The organism is Pedobacter sp. UYP30 (assembly GCF_040547165.1).
Lineage (GTDB): Bacteria > Bacteroidota > Bacteroidia > Sphingobacteriales > Sphingobacteriaceae > Pedobacter.
On the sequence record NZ_JBEPPD010000006.1, the window covers coordinates 82,174 to 99,637 of the forward strand.

Consider the following 17,464-nt stretch of genomic DNA (forward strand, 5'->3'; position numbering starts at 1 on the left):
CCCGCAATGAATAAAGCAATTTTACAACCGGATGTACAAGATTTTATCACTAAAAATCTAACTGCTGATGCTGCTAAAATTGCACTTGCAAAGAGCCCATTTCTTAATGCTTCTTCTGCAGAGCTGGCCGCGCAGATTTTGGCAAAAAAGAAATCAGAAAAAAAACTCTTCACATGGTTTAACACGCCCAATATTTATTATCCAACTTCATTGTGTATAGAACAAACTTCGTCTGAAGTTACGGCGAAACATAAGGCCAAAATTGCGCCAGGCGAAACACTTTTAGACATTACTGGCGGATTTGGGGTAGACGCTTACTATTTTTCGCAACAGAATAAAAAAGTTGTTCATTGCGAAATGATTGAGGATTTGTCGAGCATTGCCAGCCATAATGCCAAGCAACTCGGAGCTTACAACATTGTCTTTTTAAACACTGATGGCTTAGTGTTTCTAAAACAAGAATCAACCCGATGGGATACAATTTATGCCGATCCTGCCCGCAGGGGAAATACCGGAAAGGTTTTTAAGCTAGCAGATTGCACACCAAACATTCCCTTAAATCTTGAAACTTTATTGGCAAAAGCCAACCGCGTAATGCTAAAAACCTCTCCGTTGTTAGATATTGATGCCGGATTGGGAGAATTGAAACATGTAAAAGAGGTACACGTAATTAGTATAAAAAACGAATGTAAGGAGCTGCTGTGGATACTTGAACCTGGTTTTAGCGGCGAATTGAAAATCACAGCCACTACTCTTAACGATCAGACAAAAAGCTTTTCTTTTTACAAAGCCGATTTAAAGCACGTCAATACTTTTGCGGAAAACGTGTTTACTGGTTTGTTTCTTTACGAACCAGATACCGCAATACTAAAAGCTGGTGCACAAGATTCAATCGCTTTGCGCTTCAACCTGACTAAACTACATGCAAACACTCAATTATTCGTTTCTGAAAAAAGAGAAGCCGATTTTCCGGGGAGAATTTTCGAGATTACAAAAGTGATGGATACCAAAGAAATAAAAAAGAAACCAGATCTGCGGGGAAACGTGGTGGTTAGAAATTATCCCGCTAAGGCAAAAGAGTTGGTTAAAAAATATGTGATAAAGCCCGTTAAAGAGCAATTTCTAATATTCTGCAAAACCTCAGATGAAAAAAACATCGTCATCGAGGCAAAAATTATCCAATATTACTGATGAGCATCTTTATAAACCGGGCCTGCAATTAAACAAATAAACCCTATCAAACATAAAGTTTATTAGGGTTTATTTGTTCAGCACAACATAGCCAACTTAATAGCTCGCTGTATCCAAGCCTATTTGTTAGGTTGTGGAGTTGTCCTTAAATAAGGTTTTATAATTTTATGTCCTTTTGGGAATTTAGCAGGAATGTCTTCTGTTTTAATAGCTCCAGAAACAATTACGTCTTGTCCATCTTCCCAATCGGCTGGCGTAGCTACGCTGTAATTAGCCGTTAGTTGTAATGAATCTATCACCCTTATTACTTCATTAAAATTTCTTCCTGTAGAAGCGGGATAAACAATCATCAATTTGACTTTCTTATCAGGACTGATTACAAACAAAGATCTTACTGTCAAGGTTTCTGAAGCATTTGGATGAATCATGTCATACAAATTTGCAACTTTTTTATTGGGATCTGCAATGATTGGAAACTCTACATTTGTATTTTGAGTTTCGTTAATGTCGCCGATCCAGCCTTTATGAGACTCTACTGTATCTACGCTTAACGCCAATACTTTTACATTTCGCTTTTCAAACTCGTCTTTTAAAGCCGCGGTTCTACCAAGTTCTGTGGTACAAACGGGTGTATAGTCTGCAGGGTGAGAGAACAGAACACCCCAACTATCGCCTAAAAATTCGTAAAAATCTATTTTTCCGATTGAGGTATCTGCCTGAAAGTTTGGCGCGGTATCGCCTATTCTAATACTCATAATTTTTATGTTTTAATGTTAACTAAACAAACCTACAAAAAAGTATACTAAAATAGTAGTTTTTATTTGAGCAATAAAAAAAATGGCTGTAAAAAAACATTTTTTTTTCTAAATAAACCTTAGTCACTCCGAAAATTAGCCGAGCCTTATAAATAAAAAAGCCTCATAAATATATGCGGCTTTTAATTTTATCTTTTTAGCGATAACTAGTTGTAAACCTTTATCATAAACACATAATCTTGCAGTTTTTCGATCTGTTTGGTTCGTTTTAGGCCAAAAAGGGCGCTTTTACGATTTACAGAGGGCTTTTTACCTAGCGAATCTGATGGTATTGCATTTATAGCATCTAAAATATAGGTAGATTTAATAGCGAATGCAGCGCCATCTGCTTGGCTCTCTTTACCACTAATTATACCAACCAAGTTACCAGCATTATCTAGTAGCGGCCCGCCACTATTGCCGGGATTTACAGGAATAGAAACTTGGTATTGTGTAGTATCGCCTACAAATCCATTTTTAGAACTTACGTAACCTTCGCCCAAAACAGCATCATCTTTTGGATAACCCAAGGTGTACACATTTTCGCCGATGCCTGCGCTATTTTTATTAATCGTGTAAGGAACAGCCGATAAGTTCTTAAATCTATTGTCATCTATTTTCAAAATAGCCATATCATATAATGGATCAGTATGTACTACCTTTACTTTAAAAGATTCACCTTTGCTGTTTTGAATATAGATCGAATCTGCATCTTGCACCACATGTAAATTGGTAACAATATAACCATTGGTAGATACTGCAAAACCTGTACCTCCATAATTCCCTGGGCTAAGTGCCTTAGGATGGCTAGTTTCGGCATTCGTCTTGATGTTTCTGATCAAATTGTTTTGACTTTTTATGGCCTTTACCACATCTTTACGCATCTGCAAATAGCTGTCTGCTTGCTTACTATTGTGTTGAATGGAATAAATAGAAATTAAAGAAAGCACGACAAAAGATGCAGCGATGCCAATTAGCGCCTTATTTTTACGCCAAATTGCAATAATTTTAGAAGAGTGAGGCCTAAACTCGTTTGCCAATGTTTCTACATCTATTTGACTGTGTATTTCATTTAGCTGATTATTTATTTGCAATCTCGAAGCATAATTGCTCATCGATTCTAAAAAAAACCTATGCGTAACAACTTGTTGGTCTATTGCGGGGTCGTTTTTTCGCAACAAATCGAATGATTTAGATTCCTCCTCTGTAAGGTTACCGAGAAGATAATCTTCTATAATTGCTTCTAGCTCTAACTCGTTTCTCATCTAATTTTTTGTCTTAAAAAACAATTTCTTCAATCTTTGCAAACATTTATACTTCTGCGTTTTAGCATTGTCTGAGTTTGTATATCCGAATTTATCACAGATGTCATTCATAGATAAATCGTGCAGGTAAAAATCTTGAATGATGGTTTTACAAGGTTCGCCCAAATTTATCAGGGCCAAATGCATTTTATCAAAATGTTGCTCCTTCTGCTCAAAATCTTCTACATCTTCATCAACCTCCAAAAACTCTTCATAGTCTGTAATGCTCCCCACCTTCTTGCTCTGTGTGGCAAGCCTCTTCAACCAAATCCTTCTGCTAACAGAATAAATATAAGTCTTTAATTTACTGGTCAGCTCAAAACCACCTTGCTTTACCTTATCATGCAGTACAATAATGGCTTCTTGATAAACGTCTTTAGCGTCGTCTTCGCTACCGTTGTTATTTAAAACCAATTGCAACACCATGGCAAAATAAGCCTTGTACAATCTATTAAGTACTTCTTCAGAATTATTTAAAATTCCTAAAATTACTTCTCTATCTGTTGGAACGGATTCTCTTAAACTAAACTTCACCAGTTAATACATTTTCTGTTAAAAAGTAACCCAATAATAGGTAAAAAATTGTGTTGCCGCCAAGTCCATCGATTAAAAACATCTCCAGCACCTCGTATGTAAGCAAGTATCAAAACGCTGTTTTCCGCCCATAACTACATACAACGTGGTTTTATACTTGTAAAAAAAGAATCTACCAGATTAAACCTTGGTGTAAACGATTGTCCAAAAACAACCAACGTAGATTAATTTTTAAATTATTAGGATTTATTAAAAATTGGCATACCTTTGCGGCCTTGATTTTAATACATGAAAAACACTTTAAAAATTACCTTTTTAGCATTTGCACTTTCCTTGGGCATGGTTGCTTGCAGCTCAGAAAAGAAAGCTACTTCAACTGATACAACTATGGTAGATACTAAAAATGTTGATACGATGGCAAAAGATACTACAGTGAAAGATACTGCTGTAAAAATCACTACTGAGAAGACAGAAATCAAGAAAAACTAGTTTTTGAAAAATATTTAAAAAAATAAAAAAATTACGGGTTACCTTTTGTCGGAACCCGTATTAACCTTCAAATTACATTACTTAAAAAAGAAAAAAATGAAAAACGCATTTAAATTCGGCTTTATAGCTTTAGCATTATCTTTATCAGTAGCTGCTTGTAACTCAGAAAAAAAAGCTGCTGGTGCAGATACTACAATGACTGATACTTCTATGAAGATGACTGACACTACTGGTGTTGACACTATGGTTAAAGATTCTACAGTTAAAGATACTTCTGTTAAAGTCGAAACTAAAACCACTGAAGTTAAAAAATAATTTTTAACTCCCATTTAAGATAAAGGTCAAGGAAAATTTTTCTTGACCTTTATTTTTTTTAAAAAAACGGGTTACCTTTTTTATTATTGGGTATTAAAGAGCGTAATCAATTATTAAAACTTAAAACAAGAAAAAATGAAAAATGCATTTAAATTAGGTTTCGTTGCCTTAGCTTTATCTTTATCTTTTGCTGCATGTAATTCTGAGAAAAAAGCAGATACAACTTCGGATACTTCGATGATGTCTTCTGACACTTCTATGAAAGACACCACAATGATGGATACTACCAAGATGGATACTACAATGAACAAAATGTAATTTTGTTTCCATCTAATCTCACTATATGGGCTTCAGAAACTTTCTGAGGCCTTTTTTTATTTGCGAACTAAGGGCATTTTAATTTAAAAAACCCGTCAAATGTGCTAAATTTGTGCTTTCATTTAAAAAAACAGGCATGAATTTAACCACTTTGCGAGCGATTTCTCCGATAGACGGACGTTATAGAAAAATCTCAGAACAATTAGCAGACTATTTTTCTGAAGCAGCGCTCATTAAGTATCGCGTTTACGTAGAAATAGAATACTTTATTTCATTAGCGGATTTAAAATTACCTGGATTAGAAGGATTCGACTCAAATTTACTTCCAAAACTTAGGAGTATCTATACTGACTTTTCAGAATCTGATGCAGAAGAAATTAAAGCGACCGAAAAGATAACCAACCACGACGTAAAAGCGGTAGAATATTTTATCAAATCCAAGTTCGATAGTCTTTCTCTCCAAAACTATAAGGAATTTATACACTTTGGCCTTACGTCTCAGGACATTAATAATACCGCTATCCCTTACTCAATCAAACTAGCCTTAAATGAGAGTTATTATCCAGCAATAACAACGTTAATTGAAAAGCTGAACACTTTAGCGACCAATTGGGCCAATATACCTATGCTGGCACACACTCATGGACAACCGGCTTCGCCCACAAAATTAGGCAAGGAGTTTTTGGTGTTTGCAGAGCGACTTGCAATTCAGCTTAAAAATCTACAACAAATATCTAATAGCGCAAAGTTTGGTGGTGCAACGGGCAACTTTAATGCACACCATATCGCTTATCCTAAAATAGATTGGGTTAAGTTTTCAAATCATTTTGTAAATGAAGTACTGGGCCTTGAAAGAGCGCAACATACCACTCAAATAGAACATTATGATCAATTTGCAGCCCAGTGCGATGCAATGAAACGCATCAACAACATCATTATAGATTTAGATAGAGATATCTGGACCTACATCTCTAAAAACTATTTCAAACAAAAGATAAAGGAAGGCGAGATTGGGTCTTCGGCCATGCCACATAAAGTAAACCCAATAGATTTTGAGAATGCAGAAGGAAATGCCGGCATCGCAAATGCACTTTTTGAGTTTTTTGCGGCAAAACTACCTATTTCTAGGCTACAACGAGATTTAACAGACTCTACAGTTCTAAGAAATGTTGGTGTACCATTTGCACATAGCTTAATTGCCATAAGCGCCACCATGCGTGGTTTAGATAAAATAATATTAAACGAAGACGCGCTGAATGCAGATTTAGAAAACAATTGGGCAGTAGTTGCAGAAGCCATACAAACGGTATTACGGAGAGAAAAATTTCCGAACCCTTATGAAGCACTTAAGGATTTAACCAGAACAAATACTAAAATAGACGCAAAAAGCATTTCGAACTTTATAGATGGCCTAGCTATCTCAGAAACGGTAAAAGCAGAACTGAGAACCATTACTCCTTTTACCTATACGGGAATTTTTTAGATTTTTAAATTTACGCTCGCACGACAGGAAAAGCACTCAAAATCCCTAATTTTGAATGATTAAAAATAAAGACATGACCATTAACGTATATACAGAGCAAACTCCTAATCCGGCTACCATGAAATTTATGGTAAACAAGCTTCTTATCAATGGGAGTGAAGATTTTGCGACCAAGGAAAGTGCAGAACATTCGCCTTTTGCTAAAGAACTCTACAAATTTAATTTTGTGTCGGGCGTGTTTTTTGCAAGTAATTTTGTTACCGTAACCAAAACGCCAGATGCAGAATGGGCAGATATTGAGGCTATTTTAAAAGAATTTGTAAAAGGTGCGGTAGAAGCCGAATTGAAAATAAAAGAAGCAACTGCAGAGGAGAACCCAAATTTCGAAGGATCAGAAACTGAGATAAAAATTCAACAAATTTTGCACGATTACGTTAGGCCTGCGGTTGAGCAAGACGGAGGCGCAATTACCTACAAATCTTTTGACGAGGGAGTTGTGACCGTAGAGCTCCGAGGTTCTTGTAGTGGATGTCCCTCTTCCACCATCACTTTAAAATCGGGCATTCAAAGCTTATTGCAGCGTATGGTGCCAGAAGTTACCGAAGTTGTTTCTGAAGCTTTGTAAAGAAACAAATTTTTTGAAGAGAAAAGGCTAAACTTAAATTTAGCCTTTTTTTTTGTTTTAGCTAGTTCGTATTTGAGTAAATACAACTAACGTGAAAGACAAAAACTCCAAATGCCAGTAAAGTATCGTTGGAAGACAAAAAACTAAAATATTTTTTGCAATAGAAGTTCTTTTCTTTGAGGCGAAACCTCAATCTCGGTACCATCTGCGAGCTCTAAAGTACCACCATCGCCTTTTTTGTACTTAACAACGTAGTTTAAATTAACGATTACCGACCGATTTACGCGCATAAAATGTTCGTCGTTCAACGTGGTCTCATATTCTTTTAAGGTTTTAGAAACAACAATTTTTCTATGATCCACAAGGATGAATACACTATAATTGCTCATTGCCTCAACCCTTAAAATAGCTACCTTATCTATAATGTAAACCCCTTCTGCTGTTGGTAAAGCCAATTTCCTATTTTGCTTTATAACTATTTTTTGCTCTTTATAGCTAGATTTCTCTTCTACTCTTTTCTTTAGTCTTGCTATGGCTAACTTTAAATCATCTTCATCAACGGGTTTTAAAAGGTAATCGACAGCACTTATTCTCAGCGCTTCTATGGTATAGCTGTCGTAAGCAGTTGTAAAAATTACCTCAAAATTAAATGTTCCCAACCGCTCCAGTACCTGAAACCCGTTTAGACCAGGCATTTCTACGTCAAGAAACAAAACATCTATCACTAAATCACCGATAAGATCTACCGCTTTTTCTGAACTATTTAAAACGGCAACGACTTCCAACTCATTTTCAAAAACTTCTAATTTATGAGCAAGTAACTTGCTACCTCTAATCTCATCATCTAATATTGCGGCTTTTAGCATGGCTTTTTTATCTTTAAATCTCTGTTGTTAATTTAAACTCACAATTATTCCGTTAATCAAAGTCTTCAATTTACTTGCTGAGTATGACTGGGCTTAAAATCCTTAAGGTAAAGATTAATTTCGTTTCCAAAATCTTTTTCTTTTGTGATAATACTCATTTCTACTTTCTCACCTTTTTTCCCAAACACTCTTTTAAAGGGGTGGAGACCAATAAATGAGTTCCCCATACTGTTTGCCGAAATTTCTATAGAACCTGGCTCGCTAAATTTAACTTCGGCAATCAAATAATGAACCATTCCGTTACGATCTAGCAATAATAAGCCACCTGTATATTCTACCGGAAATTTTTTAGACATCACCCAATTAGATGGCCCTTTTTCCCAACCGCCATCATCATGTAGAAGCGGTGCCTGGGGAAATGGTATTTTTATTACATCCATGCCGTCTATTACGTTTCGGTAATTTCCTGTAGATTTGGGGGTGACCAAAACATGTTTTTGGGTTTGAAACTGTGCAAATGATAGTTTTGCTAAACAAACGAATATTAAAACACATATAACTTTCATAGCTTTAATTTACTGATATTTTGGTTTAAATTTTAAGAGATTGGTTAATGAAGTTTGATTCAAAACATAGTAACTTCATCCTTAATGTCGTACGTTTCCTTTGGATTTTTAAAGCACATCAAAAAGTATATTTGATTCCAACGCCTCCATTTTCTGCTGAAAAACCTATGTTGTTGCTTATAACATAACCGGGTAGCCAATCTGCACTAATCGCAATGGGCAACTTTGCAAACTTATACTCTAAGCCTGCAACTGCAGAAACACCATAAGTCGTCACAGACGGGGCATCAATGTCTTTCCAGCTGAAATAATTTGCGAAAGCACCTCCGCCAATGTACCATCTCAGGCCATCTACACCCTTTATATCACCATGATATTCGTACAGCGCCGTTAGTGCAATATTGCTCCCGAATCCCCCAGCGCCATTGTACCTCACAATTGCTTCAATTGCTGCATCATCTTTAATAAAAAATTTTCCGGTTAACGAAACCCCATAGATAAATTTTAAACCCACTGCTGTTTTATAACCATTTTTGGCGGGAGTAGACTTGGTTTGCTTTCCAGAACTAGCAAACGCATTGGGTTTCGTGTCTACCACCGGTGATACCGGTGTCTTAACAATTTTAGATGGCGAAGTCGATGTATTTGACTTGCGAATTGGCTTTTTTGTGGTATGAATTGTTTTGGTTGTCTTAGCTTTCTTAACCGGCTTCTTAGTTTGGGCATATAGCGAAGAGCCTGTAATGGTGAGTAAACTAACGAGTATAATAAATAAATTTTTCATGTTTTTTTTTGTTTTTTTAAAGGTTTATAATTTCTTTTAAAACTGGTCATCAAAATGAATCCCATCTTAGAATCCAATAATAAGATTGACTAACTAATTCTTAACTAAATGTTTTGTGGCTGAATGATTTCTTTTTGGTAAAACTTCTGGAGTTATTTACAAACTCTCTTAGAAGTATTTTTGATTGAGTTTGGATCATCAACAGCTATTGTTTTGCCGCCATCCTGCAAACCGTTAAAAAGACCATCATTTGTCATACTCAGTAAGTTATTTGCGCCGGGATTGTTATTAAAGCCCCACCACCATGCCAAGTAGCCAAACTCATTTTCTTGGCAAAGACTCATTAACAGTTTGTAATTAATCTTATAAGAAACCGCATTTTGAATGTCTGCCACAGCCAACTCGCCAAAAACAACTGGTAGCCCAGATTGCTTTAGCGCCTTAAAATTATCAGTTATTTGTGCGTCAGAATAATTTCCATATAAGCCAACGGTTGGCCAGTATGCGTGGACACTAAACAATAAATCGTGCAAGGGATCGGCCTCCAATATAGCTTTACCCTGACTTATAAAAATTGTATGATCTTTTCCGTAGCCAGAAGCATCTAGCATGATAGGACAATTATATCCTGCATCTCTTAAAGTTTTAATCGCACGTATATTTACATCTCTGTAGGTAGCTGCAGATGCGTTACCGTTATCCGGTTCGTTAGCTACATTTATGATGATAGACTTGTTGTATCTCAGAAGTAGCGTCTTGATTTCACCCGTTATCCACCATTGGGTCGCTTTCGGTAAATCTGCGGAGATATCTGCGGATCCGGTATAATCATGTAATTCTAGTACCGGTATCATACCTTTTTCGATACAAGACTTTATTAATGGTTCTATTTTTTCTGCGGTTAGTGCAGTAACTACGCCCCCTTTACTATAATCTTTGTACTGTTTTTCTAAGACGATGCGAACAGCATTAGCACCTGTTTTTTCGATTTCTTCTAACTCTTTTAAGCCGAAGTTTACTGCATAGATATTGCCCATATTTACTCCCCGCAAGATAATCTTGTTGTCACATTTGTCTGCAAGATATTTGCCGTCTTTAACATGTAGTCCGAACGACAGATCGCCATCTTGAATTTCTTTCTTCTTACACCCAAATATTGTAATAGAAATAGCAAATAAAAGACAAATTATTCTCGAATTTTTCATGATTATTTCTTTTAAATTTGATTTATTGTTTAACAGCTTTTAATACGGAGGCGCCAGCTTTTTCGACCAGCATTACAGGGTTGTTTGTACCCAACCACGCTGGTACGGTTAGCCCAATCATTTGGCTGTTATTAGTTTTAAAACCAAAATTAACGAGCGCATAATAAGGCAACTTTTCGGCAGGGCCAGTGAGATAGATAGGTGTTACCAGATGTAGAGGTGGTGGGCCAGTTTTTGTTCCCACTATTCTTTTTTGAATATCCCACTCTACATTCGTATTGTTGATTTTAAAAAGTAGCTCACCGGCCTTAAAACTTGAGTTCTCTATCGCAAATGCATCTGTTTTTTTAACCAGAAGCGCATAAGCAATATCTGTTCCTCCATTAAAACTGTACTCTTTTAATTTAATCGTTCCGTTCGCATCTTTTTCTAAGGTGTAAGAATAAGTTCCGAAGCCTTCTGTATCAAAACTAAAAACGGAATTAGTAGCCGCGACTTCTTTGATTCTTAAGAAACCTACACCATGTACGCTCGCTTTTGTCACATTTCCTTCGTTTGTAAAAGTCATGAGGGTCAGTTTTGTGTTTCCGGTTTTTCGCTCGGTAACTAGATAATAATCAACCAATTCATTCATACCTATACCTTTTACCTCTATTGGTTCTTTGCCAACAGGATCATCACCGGTAGGTTTCACAGCATTCTTTTTACAGCTTACCAAAACAAATAATAGGATTATTGGAAGCATCTTATAGCAATTATTTAAGTTTTTCATGATTAAAATTTTTTAAAAGTTTAAATTATATTTTCTTCAATTCTCCATTGAAATTGGCGGTTACTTTTCCTTTGGCAGTAATACCGATTAACGTTATCACATAGTTATTGGCATTTTTGGTAACGGTTACAGTTCCGGTTCTAAATTCATCAGCAACATTGTTGATGATAACTTGAGCGCCTTTTAAATTATTATTTGGCAAAATGGGCATAGCGTAATTAAGATTTACATAATCTGCTTTTCCTTCGGGTATTACATAGTCTGCGAGACCTCCGAAACGAATTTGTACCGTGTTGAAGTCGCTAGATGATAAACAAATCCAGGCTCCTTCGCCATTACCACTTCGATAATCTGCATCTGTAATGGCCATTGTTTTATCCTCGTAAGTGAAACTACCAGAGCTTGCGGCTACATTGTTAACTGGGTTTTTCTTACATGAGGCTGCGGCGCATACCACAGTAAAGGCCAATAAAATACTTGCGAGGTTACTTTTTACTTTTGTCATGATTTTAGGGTTTAAAAATTGAGTTACATAAAGTTTGAGTTTAAAAAGTTTATTGCAGCCAAGCAGCAGTTTTTAGAAACATTTTATCTGTCCAGTTTCCATTGCAATGCCCTAAACTATTTGGGTCGCTGAAACCTTCGCTTTTAGCTTTTATAGGAGAATTTGCCGCAATTTTATTATACAAACTTACACCCGCGTAATTGCTATTTTGTGGATTGGCTTGATCTACATAGCCTTCGAATTCGTCTTTGCCACTTAGGCTTAGAACGGGAATCTTAAATTTGCTAATCTTGTCTATATCAGTTGCTCCACAGGCAGCTAAAAGGCCTTTGCAATAATTTAGGTTATTATTGTAAGCAATATTTGTGAGCAATAAATAACTGCTATAGGAAAATCCACCAACAACCGATTTACTCTTATCTATGTTGTATTTTCCAGCAATTGCTACGATGCATTTATCATAATCTTCTCCAATCATTCTCGCACTAGTATTCCAGTCTGCGGTGCCAGGTGTTTTGCGATATTTAACTATTGCTGCCGCATATCCATTTGAAGCAGCTTTTTCGCATAACGCTGTTTCAGAGGCGCCATCAACAGAGCCTTCGGATGGATTGTTCTCATCATTTCCACTTCCAACTACCAATATTCCTCTAAAAGAAATGCTATTCTTATCGGTGAATATTTTGTAAGTGATACCATTAACACTTTCTACAACTTGTTTTACAGCTCCATTAATATGCTCTTGACCTTCGCCAGATTTGTGCTTTTTACAAGAAACAGCTACGATTAAAATGCAAGCGGATACGACTAATAATTTTTTCATGGTCTTATTTTTTTTCTTGAACAAACTTATAAGCTTAGCAAATACGATTTAAAGAAAATGATTGGAGCAGACTTTTTAATGAGTGAGAAGTACTTTTAAATGAGTGGAGGGAATCGGTTGATTATTAAACCAAATGCTAAAAAAAGCGATACATCATTAACAAGTGTTTACAGAACACAACCAGGTATAATATGGTAAACAACCAGCTAATCAGAACTAGCGAATTGTAGAATTAAATCAACATATTTCCTTTAAAACGAGCGGCTTGAGTGAACTGGGTTTTCTAATGAGTGAAACGGGAGTTTGAATTAGTATACTTTAGAAAAATCCATTATATTTATTTATTACTTTGAATATCAAATAGAAAACTATTTAATCATTAGCTAAAAGTGGTATCTATGTCAATAATTCTGCATTATATAAAAGTTGGTAACTTCAGAATTGTAGTGCGGTTCACAATTGCTCTTTCCACTGGCTTAAGAATCTTTAATGTTTTCTGTGTTGAAAATAAATCCAAAAATAGCATCTTATATTTTGATAAATTTTAAAACAACTAATCATACTATTATGAAAAAACCAACCAACGAAATGGACGTGGCAACAAAAAAAAACGTTATACTGCCTAAAAATGCAGGTATTGAGAAGCTTAAAAAAATAAATTTTAAAGCGTCTAAAGATTTAAGTTTCGCAGATTTAGAAATTAGGATTACCGTGAAAGGTCATGGTGTGGTAGCAAAATTTTACAACAAGGGCGTCTTAGAGGCAAAACAAGTTGTAATAATTAAGCCAAAACCATCTCCACCCCCAGTAGATCATGAAATCATCAACGCGCTTAAGCAGCTTCAGTTCAATCTGATTGTCAAAAAATAAAGATGAATTTTTTAAGATTTGCAACAATCGCCGGATTATGGCTTATCTATAGTCCGGCATTTTCGCAATTAAACTACAAATCACTTTTAAGATTAGCTCAAGATAGCACAAAACATCAAAAATATAATGTTGCAATTAAGTTGCTATTTAAAGCAAAATCACTAAAAGGCAAGGATACCGGTTACTCAGACAAAGTAAATATGTATCTGGGTAATAATTACGAAGCGCTTAACAAGATAGATTCTAGTATTTTCTATTATGGAGAAGCTGTAAAATTTTGCGAGCAAAAAAAAGACTTTGCTGCGCTATCTTTTTTATATAGCCGTTTGGGCAACTTAGAATCGAGTGTTAGCGGAAGACAAAAAAATGCCATCAATTACTTTAAAAAACAGTTGATCTACGACAAATTATTAAAGGATAGTACAAATCTCTTTGATTGTCTAAATAATATTGGAGTAAGTTACAAAGAACTTAACATCCCCGACAGCGCAATTTTCTACTTCGATAAGGTAATTTCAAATCAGTCTAGCTATAACAATGCAAAAAATAATGCCTTATTGTTTACGGCAGATACCTATTCCTTGCAACATAGATATAAAAGCGCATTAATTTTTTACGATAAAGCATTAAGAAATTTAACCTTAGCTAACGACACTACAGGATTGTTTGCCGCGTATGCTAATAAAGGAGATTGTTTAATGCAACAAAACAAGTTTAACGAAAGCATAATATGTTTAAACAAAGCAAATCAATTTATTAACCCAAACATTACAGACACGTATAAAGCGGTATTATACCACAACTTTGCTTTTGTATATAGTAAGTTAAAGCTATTTGAGAAAGCCTTTAAGTTTAAAAACTTAGAGAATATTACCAAGGATAATATCAATACAGAAAATATTGGCGATGCAATTATTGAGATGGCTGCAAAATACGAGCTTAGAAAAAAACAAGATAGCATTTATATTAGTAAACAGGCCTTGGTATTGGCAGATGCGAAAACAAATGAAAAACAAAGGAATTTTATCATTTTGGTTGTGGTTTCTGTTGCCATTATTTTATTTTTTATAAGCATATACCGCTTTAAGCAGCTTAAATATAAAAACTCACTTCAACGGAAGGAGGCCGAACAAAACGCACTAAAGTTAAATTATCAATACAAGTTAACCGAGAGCGAGCTAAAAGCAATCCGCTCGCAGATGAATCCGCATTTTATTTTTAATGTGCTAAACTCCATAGAGGCGTATATTATGGAGAACGATAAAAAAACTGCTTCTAGACTTTTACAAAAATTTGCTGCATTAAGCCGCCTTATATTAGAAAACTCTACCAAAAGTTTGGTAATTGCAGATAAGGAGCTAAAGGCGCTAATGCTTTATACAGAATTGGAGGCTATGCGATACGACAATTCTTTTAAATATAACTTTATTGTTGATGATGAAATAAATCTAAAAAGACTTTTCTTACCTCCAATGCTCATTCAACCGCTAATTGAGAATGCAATTTTACATGGGCTAATTACGGCTCAAAATCCTGATGCAAATTTAAAAGTGCAATTTAGTCTAGTGCAAAATGGAATATGTATCACGATAGAGGACAATGGGTACGGTATAGAAAAACAGTGCGCCCTCGACACAAAAAGTATTATTAAAGAAAAATCTATGGGATTGGCCTCCATCATAGAAAGGATTGAAATCATAAATAAGCAGGAATCTAGTTATAAAGCTTCTTTTAACATCGCTCCAAGATTAGGGGGCGGTACAATTGCCACAATTTGCCTTCCATTATTTACTGAACAATAATATTTGTTAAAACACAATCCTGTAGATTCAAATCTTTAAATAACTTTAGAGCTAAATCAACAGATTGCATACTTCGTAAAGATAGCAAACGGTTTTTCTATCCGGAGATGCACTTTATATGTTACAAGGAGCGATACATTACACTTCAATTTTAGCCTAGTCTATTAAGATTTATTTGCAGATATTTAAAAAATCCAAAATGTATTTTATTACTAAAAATACCTTCTCACAGCTTCTAATAGTTCTGTAGTTACCTTTCTGTTCGTAGCAATAACCTGTCTTTTTTCTAAGAAATCAGCACCGCCAGCAAAATCTAAGACCTCGCCACCTGCCTGCTGTACAATAAAACAACCTGCGGCTATATCCCAAGCTTGGATGTTAAACTCAAAATAAGCTTCAAACCTACCGCAAGCAACGTAGATTAAATCTGTAGCGGCCGAGCCGATGCGCCTTAACCCGTGGGTTTTCTGCATCACTTCTGTAAGCAGCTTCATGTATTGTGGTAGTTCATCAAATTCGTAATACGGAAATCCAGTAGCTAATAGGCTAGATTTTAGATCTGGATTACTCGATACTCGAATTTCTTTTTTGTTTAAAAATGCCCCTCCACCTTTATAGGCATAAAACATTTCTCCACGGTTAAGCTCATACACTACGCCCAAAACCGCTTCTCCATCTTGGTAAAGCGCCACACTTACGGCATAGGTAGGTATTCCATGGATAAAGTTAGTGGTTCCATCTAAGGGATCTATAATCCAAGTAAAGCTTTTGCCCGTTCGGTTTATGGTTTTTTCTTCGGTCAAAAACCCAGCATCAGGAATTAACTTGTCGAGATTTTTAACTAATTTTTCTTCCGCAGTTTTATCAACGTAAGAAACCATATCATTTAAACCCTTATATTCTATTTTATCCGCATCAAATTGTAAAGCCTCTTTCCGAATAAAATTACCCGTAAGTTTAACTATATTAACAACTTTGGTACACAGTAATTCGTAATTCATATTTTCTTTTCTGTAGCGCTTTGTGTGGTTTTAAAACTCAAACCACAAGTAAAATTTAGCTTAATTTGTTTCCATTTCTAAGCGCATAAATACATAGCCCAATACCACCAAACACCAAAAATGTCGAAATCATTTCGGCCTGCGTAAAGGCGAGACCAAAAGCATGGTATTTAGAGTTTACCCTAATAAGCTCTATTAAGAAACGCTCTACCCCTGCCAAAATCATGTAAATTCCAAACATTAGTCCCGGCGACTTAATTTTCTTTCTAATGCTCCATAAAAAAGCAAAAAGCAGCAAGCACATAATTACCTCATACAATGGTGTGGGGTAAACCCCTTCTGCCAGCTGATGACAAAATCTGCCCACGCAACCGTCTATTGGCACTCCTTCTCCAATTACATTATGTGGATATTTATAAGACCACAACCAATCTGGCACCCAAGTAAAAGGTTTCGGATGCAGATTCGCAATTCCCCAATCGCCATCGCCGGCCATGTGGCAGCCAATTCTTCCAACGCCGTAGGCCAGCATCATGCCCGGACCGCCAACATCTAACATGTGTAACGGTTTAATTCCATTTCTTTTGGCAATAAGGAGCACCGCAGCACCGCCACAAATAAGACCGCCATAAAACGTCAATCCGCTAAAAGACAACAGCCTCTCAACTGGATGCGCCACAAAATCATCCCAGTATTCTAAATTATCGAAAAACTTAGCGCCAAGAAAACCCCAAATAGCAGCCCAAACCACCATATTACTCATAAGTTGATAAGGATGTATGGTAACCGTTGTGCTTTTTGGCTTGTCTAATTTAAACTTGGCTTTTTCTTTATAATCCCAATAGGCAAAAAGTGCCGCAAAGGCAATTCCACCCAAAATATTTCCTTTTAAAGAAAGTAGAACTGTTTGGGCATCGTTTACAAAACGCGAGTAATTTAACAGCGCAAAAACAAGTTTATAGCCAATTAAAAAACCAAATAAGGCGTTTAAAAAAAGCTCTAACGGAGTTGCAGGCTCGCCTACAACCACCGTTTTTGTAAACGGATGCAAAATCCCTAGCCCCTCTTTGCGTTTCAACTCTTCTGAAAAAGCCCAGTAGCCAGCAATGAAAGCAAATGCAACAAAAACCCCGAAAGTATTAAACGGCATTGGAATGTTTACCCCAAATAAATACTCTATAAAATGCGAAACAGTAGGAAACATAAAAATTATTTGT

20 protein-coding genes are annotated in these 17,464 nt (G+C 35.8%); 8 read left to right on the forward strand and 12 right to left on the reverse strand.

Annotation, left to right across the window (positions count from 1 at the left end):
- The first annotated feature begins 6 nt into the window (after positions 1-6).
- Positions 7-1,191 carry a THUMP-like domain-containing protein gene (locus tag ABIB40_RS08930; RefSeq protein WP_354358159.1) on the forward strand — a complete coding sequence of 395 codons (1,185 nt, stop codon included), beginning with the start codon at positions 7-9 and terminating at the stop codon, positions 1,189-1,191.
- A 119-nt stretch (positions 1,192-1,310) separates the two neighbouring features.
- On the opposite strand, the gene ABIB40_RS08935 is transcribed toward ABIB40_RS08930, so the two are convergent.
- From ABIB40_RS08935 to ABIB40_RS08945, 3 genes are all read right to left on the reverse strand, one after another.
- Positions 1,311-1,946: a peroxiredoxin gene (locus tag ABIB40_RS08935; protein WP_354358161.1), complete on the reverse strand. Its 636-nt coding sequence runs from the start codon at positions 1,944-1,946 to the stop codon at positions 1,311-1,313.
- A 206-nt stretch (positions 1,947-2,152) separates the two neighbouring features.
- On the reverse strand, positions 2,153-3,250 hold the full coding sequence (locus tag ABIB40_RS08940) for a S1C family serine protease (RefSeq protein ID WP_354358163.1): 1,098 nt from the start codon (positions 3,248-3,250) through the stop codon (positions 2,153-2,155).
- The gene (locus ABIB40_RS08945; RefSeq protein WP_354358165.1) at positions 3,251-3,823 is read right to left on the reverse strand and encodes an RNA polymerase sigma factor; all 573 of its coding nucleotides are present in this window, start codon (positions 3,821-3,823) and stop codon (positions 3,251-3,253) included.
- Positions 3,824-4,111: 288 nt separating this feature from the next.
- Between ABIB40_RS08945 and ABIB40_RS08950 the strand changes: the two genes are divergently transcribed.
- The 5 genes from ABIB40_RS08950 to ABIB40_RS08970 all read left to right on the forward strand — a co-directional run bounded on the left by ABIB40_RS08950 (position 4,112) and on the right by ABIB40_RS08970 (position 7,053).
- On the forward strand, positions 4,112-4,312 hold the full coding sequence (locus ABIB40_RS08950; protein WP_354358167.1) for a hypothetical protein: 201 nt from the start codon (positions 4,112-4,114) through the stop codon (positions 4,310-4,312).
- Between the two features lie 96 nt (positions 4,313-4,408).
- A complete protein-coding gene (locus ABIB40_RS08955) occupies positions 4,409-4,627 on the forward strand; it encodes a hypothetical protein (RefSeq protein WP_354358169.1) in 219 nt (72 codons plus the stop codon).
- A 135-nt stretch (positions 4,628-4,762) separates the two neighbouring features.
- Positions 4,763-4,945: a hypothetical protein gene (locus tag ABIB40_RS08960; protein ID WP_354358171.1), complete on the forward strand. Its 183-nt coding sequence runs from the start codon at positions 4,763-4,765 to the stop codon at positions 4,943-4,945.
- A gap of 136 nt (positions 4,946-5,081) precedes the next feature.
- Entirely contained in the window at positions 5,082-6,428 is a 1,347-nt protein-coding gene (gene purB, locus ABIB40_RS08965; RefSeq protein ID WP_354358173.1) for an adenylosuccinate lyase, read from the forward strand.
- A 73-nt stretch (positions 6,429-6,501) separates the two neighbouring features.
- Entirely contained in the window at positions 6,502-7,053 is a 552-nt protein-coding gene (locus ABIB40_RS08970; RefSeq protein WP_354358437.1) for a NifU family protein, read from the forward strand.
- A 143-nt stretch (positions 7,054-7,196) separates the two neighbouring features.
- On the opposite strand, the gene ABIB40_RS08975 is transcribed toward ABIB40_RS08970, so the two are convergent.
- From ABIB40_RS08975 to ABIB40_RS09005, 7 genes are all read right to left on the reverse strand, one after another.
- Entirely contained in the window at positions 7,197-7,919 is a 723-nt protein-coding gene (locus tag ABIB40_RS08975; RefSeq protein ID WP_354358175.1) for a LytR/AlgR family response regulator transcription factor, read from the reverse strand.
- Positions 7,920-7,984: 65 nt separating this feature from the next.
- Positions 7,985-8,485: a hypothetical protein gene (locus ABIB40_RS08980; RefSeq protein WP_354358177.1), complete on the reverse strand. Its 501-nt coding sequence runs from the start codon at positions 8,483-8,485 to the stop codon at positions 7,985-7,987.
- A gap of 118 nt (positions 8,486-8,603) precedes the next feature.
- Complete coding sequence (locus tag ABIB40_RS08985) at positions 8,604-9,269, reverse strand: hypothetical protein (protein WP_354358179.1); 666 nt, start codon at positions 9,267-9,269, stop codon at positions 8,604-8,606.
- A 152-nt stretch (positions 9,270-9,421) separates the two neighbouring features.
- The gene (locus tag ABIB40_RS08990; RefSeq protein WP_354358181.1) at positions 9,422-10,474 is read right to left on the reverse strand and encodes a cellulase family glycosylhydrolase; all 1,053 of its coding nucleotides are present in this window, start codon (positions 10,472-10,474) and stop codon (positions 9,422-9,424) included.
- Between the two features lie 22 nt (positions 10,475-10,496).
- A complete protein-coding gene (locus ABIB40_RS08995) occupies positions 10,497-11,246 on the reverse strand; it encodes a hypothetical protein (RefSeq protein WP_354358183.1) in 750 nt (249 codons plus the stop codon).
- Positions 11,247-11,271: 25 nt separating this feature from the next.
- Positions 11,272-11,751 (reverse strand): hypothetical protein, encoded by a 480-nt coding sequence (locus tag ABIB40_RS09000; protein ID WP_354358185.1) that lies wholly within the window; start codon positions 11,749-11,751, stop codon positions 11,272-11,274.
- A gap of 49 nt (positions 11,752-11,800) precedes the next feature.
- A complete protein-coding gene (locus ABIB40_RS09005; protein WP_354358187.1) occupies positions 11,801-12,574 on the reverse strand; it encodes a hypothetical protein in 774 nt (257 codons plus the stop codon).
- 567 nt (positions 12,575-13,141) lie between these two features.
- Here ABIB40_RS09005 and ABIB40_RS09010 point away from each other — a divergent pair.
- Both ABIB40_RS09010 and ABIB40_RS09015 read left to right on the forward strand, forming a co-directional pair.
- The gene (locus ABIB40_RS09010; RefSeq protein ID WP_354358189.1) at positions 13,142-13,444 is read left to right on the forward strand and encodes a hypothetical protein; all 303 of its coding nucleotides are present in this window, start codon (positions 13,142-13,144) and stop codon (positions 13,442-13,444) included.
- Between the two features lie 2 nt (positions 13,445-13,446).
- Complete coding sequence (locus tag ABIB40_RS09015; RefSeq protein ID WP_354358191.1) at positions 13,447-15,246, forward strand: tetratricopeptide repeat-containing sensor histidine kinase; 1,800 nt, start codon at positions 13,447-13,449, stop codon at positions 15,244-15,246.
- A 212-nt stretch (positions 15,247-15,458) separates the two neighbouring features.
- On the opposite strand, the gene ABIB40_RS09020 is transcribed toward ABIB40_RS09015, so the two are convergent.
- Both ABIB40_RS09020 and ABIB40_RS09025 read right to left on the reverse strand, forming a co-directional pair.
- Positions 15,459-16,247: an inositol monophosphatase family protein gene (locus ABIB40_RS09020; RefSeq protein WP_354358193.1), complete on the reverse strand. Its 789-nt coding sequence runs from the start codon at positions 16,245-16,247 to the stop codon at positions 15,459-15,461.
- Between the two features lie 55 nt (positions 16,248-16,302).
- Complete coding sequence (locus ABIB40_RS09025) at positions 16,303-17,451, reverse strand: prolipoprotein diacylglyceryl transferase (protein WP_354358195.1); 1,149 nt, start codon at positions 17,449-17,451, stop codon at positions 16,303-16,305.
- Positions 17,452-17,464: the final 13 nt, after the last annotated feature.

Coding starts and splice junctions, on each gene's coding strand:
- ABIB40_RS08930 (WP_354358159.1), top strand. CDS start 7: ATGAATAAAGCAATTTTACAACCGGATGTACAAGATTTTATCACTAAA.
- ABIB40_RS08935 (WP_354358161.1), bottom strand. CDS start 1,946: ATGAGTATTAGAATAGGCGATACCGCGCCAAACTTTCAGGCAGATACC.
- ABIB40_RS08940 (WP_354358163.1), bottom strand. CDS start 3,250: ATGAGAAACGAGTTAGAGCTAGAAGCAATTATAGAAGATTATCTTCTC.
- ABIB40_RS08950 (WP_354358167.1), top strand. CDS start 4,112: ATGAAAAACACTTTAAAAATTACCTTTTTAGCATTTGCACTTTCCTTG.
- ABIB40_RS08955 (WP_354358169.1), top strand. CDS start 4,409: ATGAAAAACGCATTTAAATTCGGCTTTATAGCTTTAGCATTATCTTTA.
- ABIB40_RS08960 (WP_354358171.1), top strand. CDS start 4,763: ATGAAAAATGCATTTAAATTAGGTTTCGTTGCCTTAGCTTTATCTTTA.
- purB (WP_354358173.1), top strand. CDS start 5,082: ATGAATTTAACCACTTTGCGAGCGATTTCTCCGATAGACGGACGTTAT.
- ABIB40_RS08970 (WP_354358437.1), top strand. CDS start 6,502: ATGACCATTAACGTATATACAGAGCAAACTCCTAATCCGGCTACCATG.
- ABIB40_RS08975 (WP_354358175.1), bottom strand. CDS start 7,919: ATGCTAAAAGCCGCAATATTAGATGATGAGATTAGAGGTAGCAAGTTA.
- ABIB40_RS08980 (WP_354358177.1), bottom strand. CDS start 8,485: ATGAAAGTTATATGTGTTTTAATATTCGTTTGTTTAGCAAAACTATCA.
- ABIB40_RS08985 (WP_354358179.1), bottom strand. CDS start 9,269: ATGAAAAATTTATTTATTATACTCGTTAGTTTACTCACCATTACAGGC.
- ABIB40_RS08990 (WP_354358181.1), bottom strand. CDS start 10,474: ATGAAAAATTCGAGAATAATTTGTCTTTTATTTGCTATTTCTATTACA.
- ABIB40_RS08995 (WP_354358183.1), bottom strand. CDS start 11,246: ATGAAAAACTTAAATAATTGCTATAAGATGCTTCCAATAATCCTATTA.
- ABIB40_RS09000 (WP_354358185.1), bottom strand. CDS start 11,751: ATGACAAAAGTAAAAAGTAACCTCGCAAGTATTTTATTGGCCTTTACT.
- ABIB40_RS09005 (WP_354358187.1), bottom strand. CDS start 12,574: ATGAAAAAATTATTAGTCGTATCCGCTTGCATTTTAATCGTAGCTGTT.
- ABIB40_RS09010 (WP_354358189.1), top strand. CDS start 13,142: ATGAAAAAACCAACCAACGAAATGGACGTGGCAACAAAAAAAAACGTT.
- ABIB40_RS09015 (WP_354358191.1), top strand. CDS start 13,447: ATGAATTTTTTAAGATTTGCAACAATCGCCGGATTATGGCTTATCTAT.
- ABIB40_RS09020 (WP_354358193.1), bottom strand. CDS start 16,247: ATGAATTACGAATTACTGTGTACCAAAGTTGTTAATATAGTTAAACTT.
- ABIB40_RS09025 (WP_354358195.1), bottom strand. CDS start 17,451: ATGTTTCCTACTGTTTCGCATTTTATAGAGTATTTATTTGGGGTAAAC.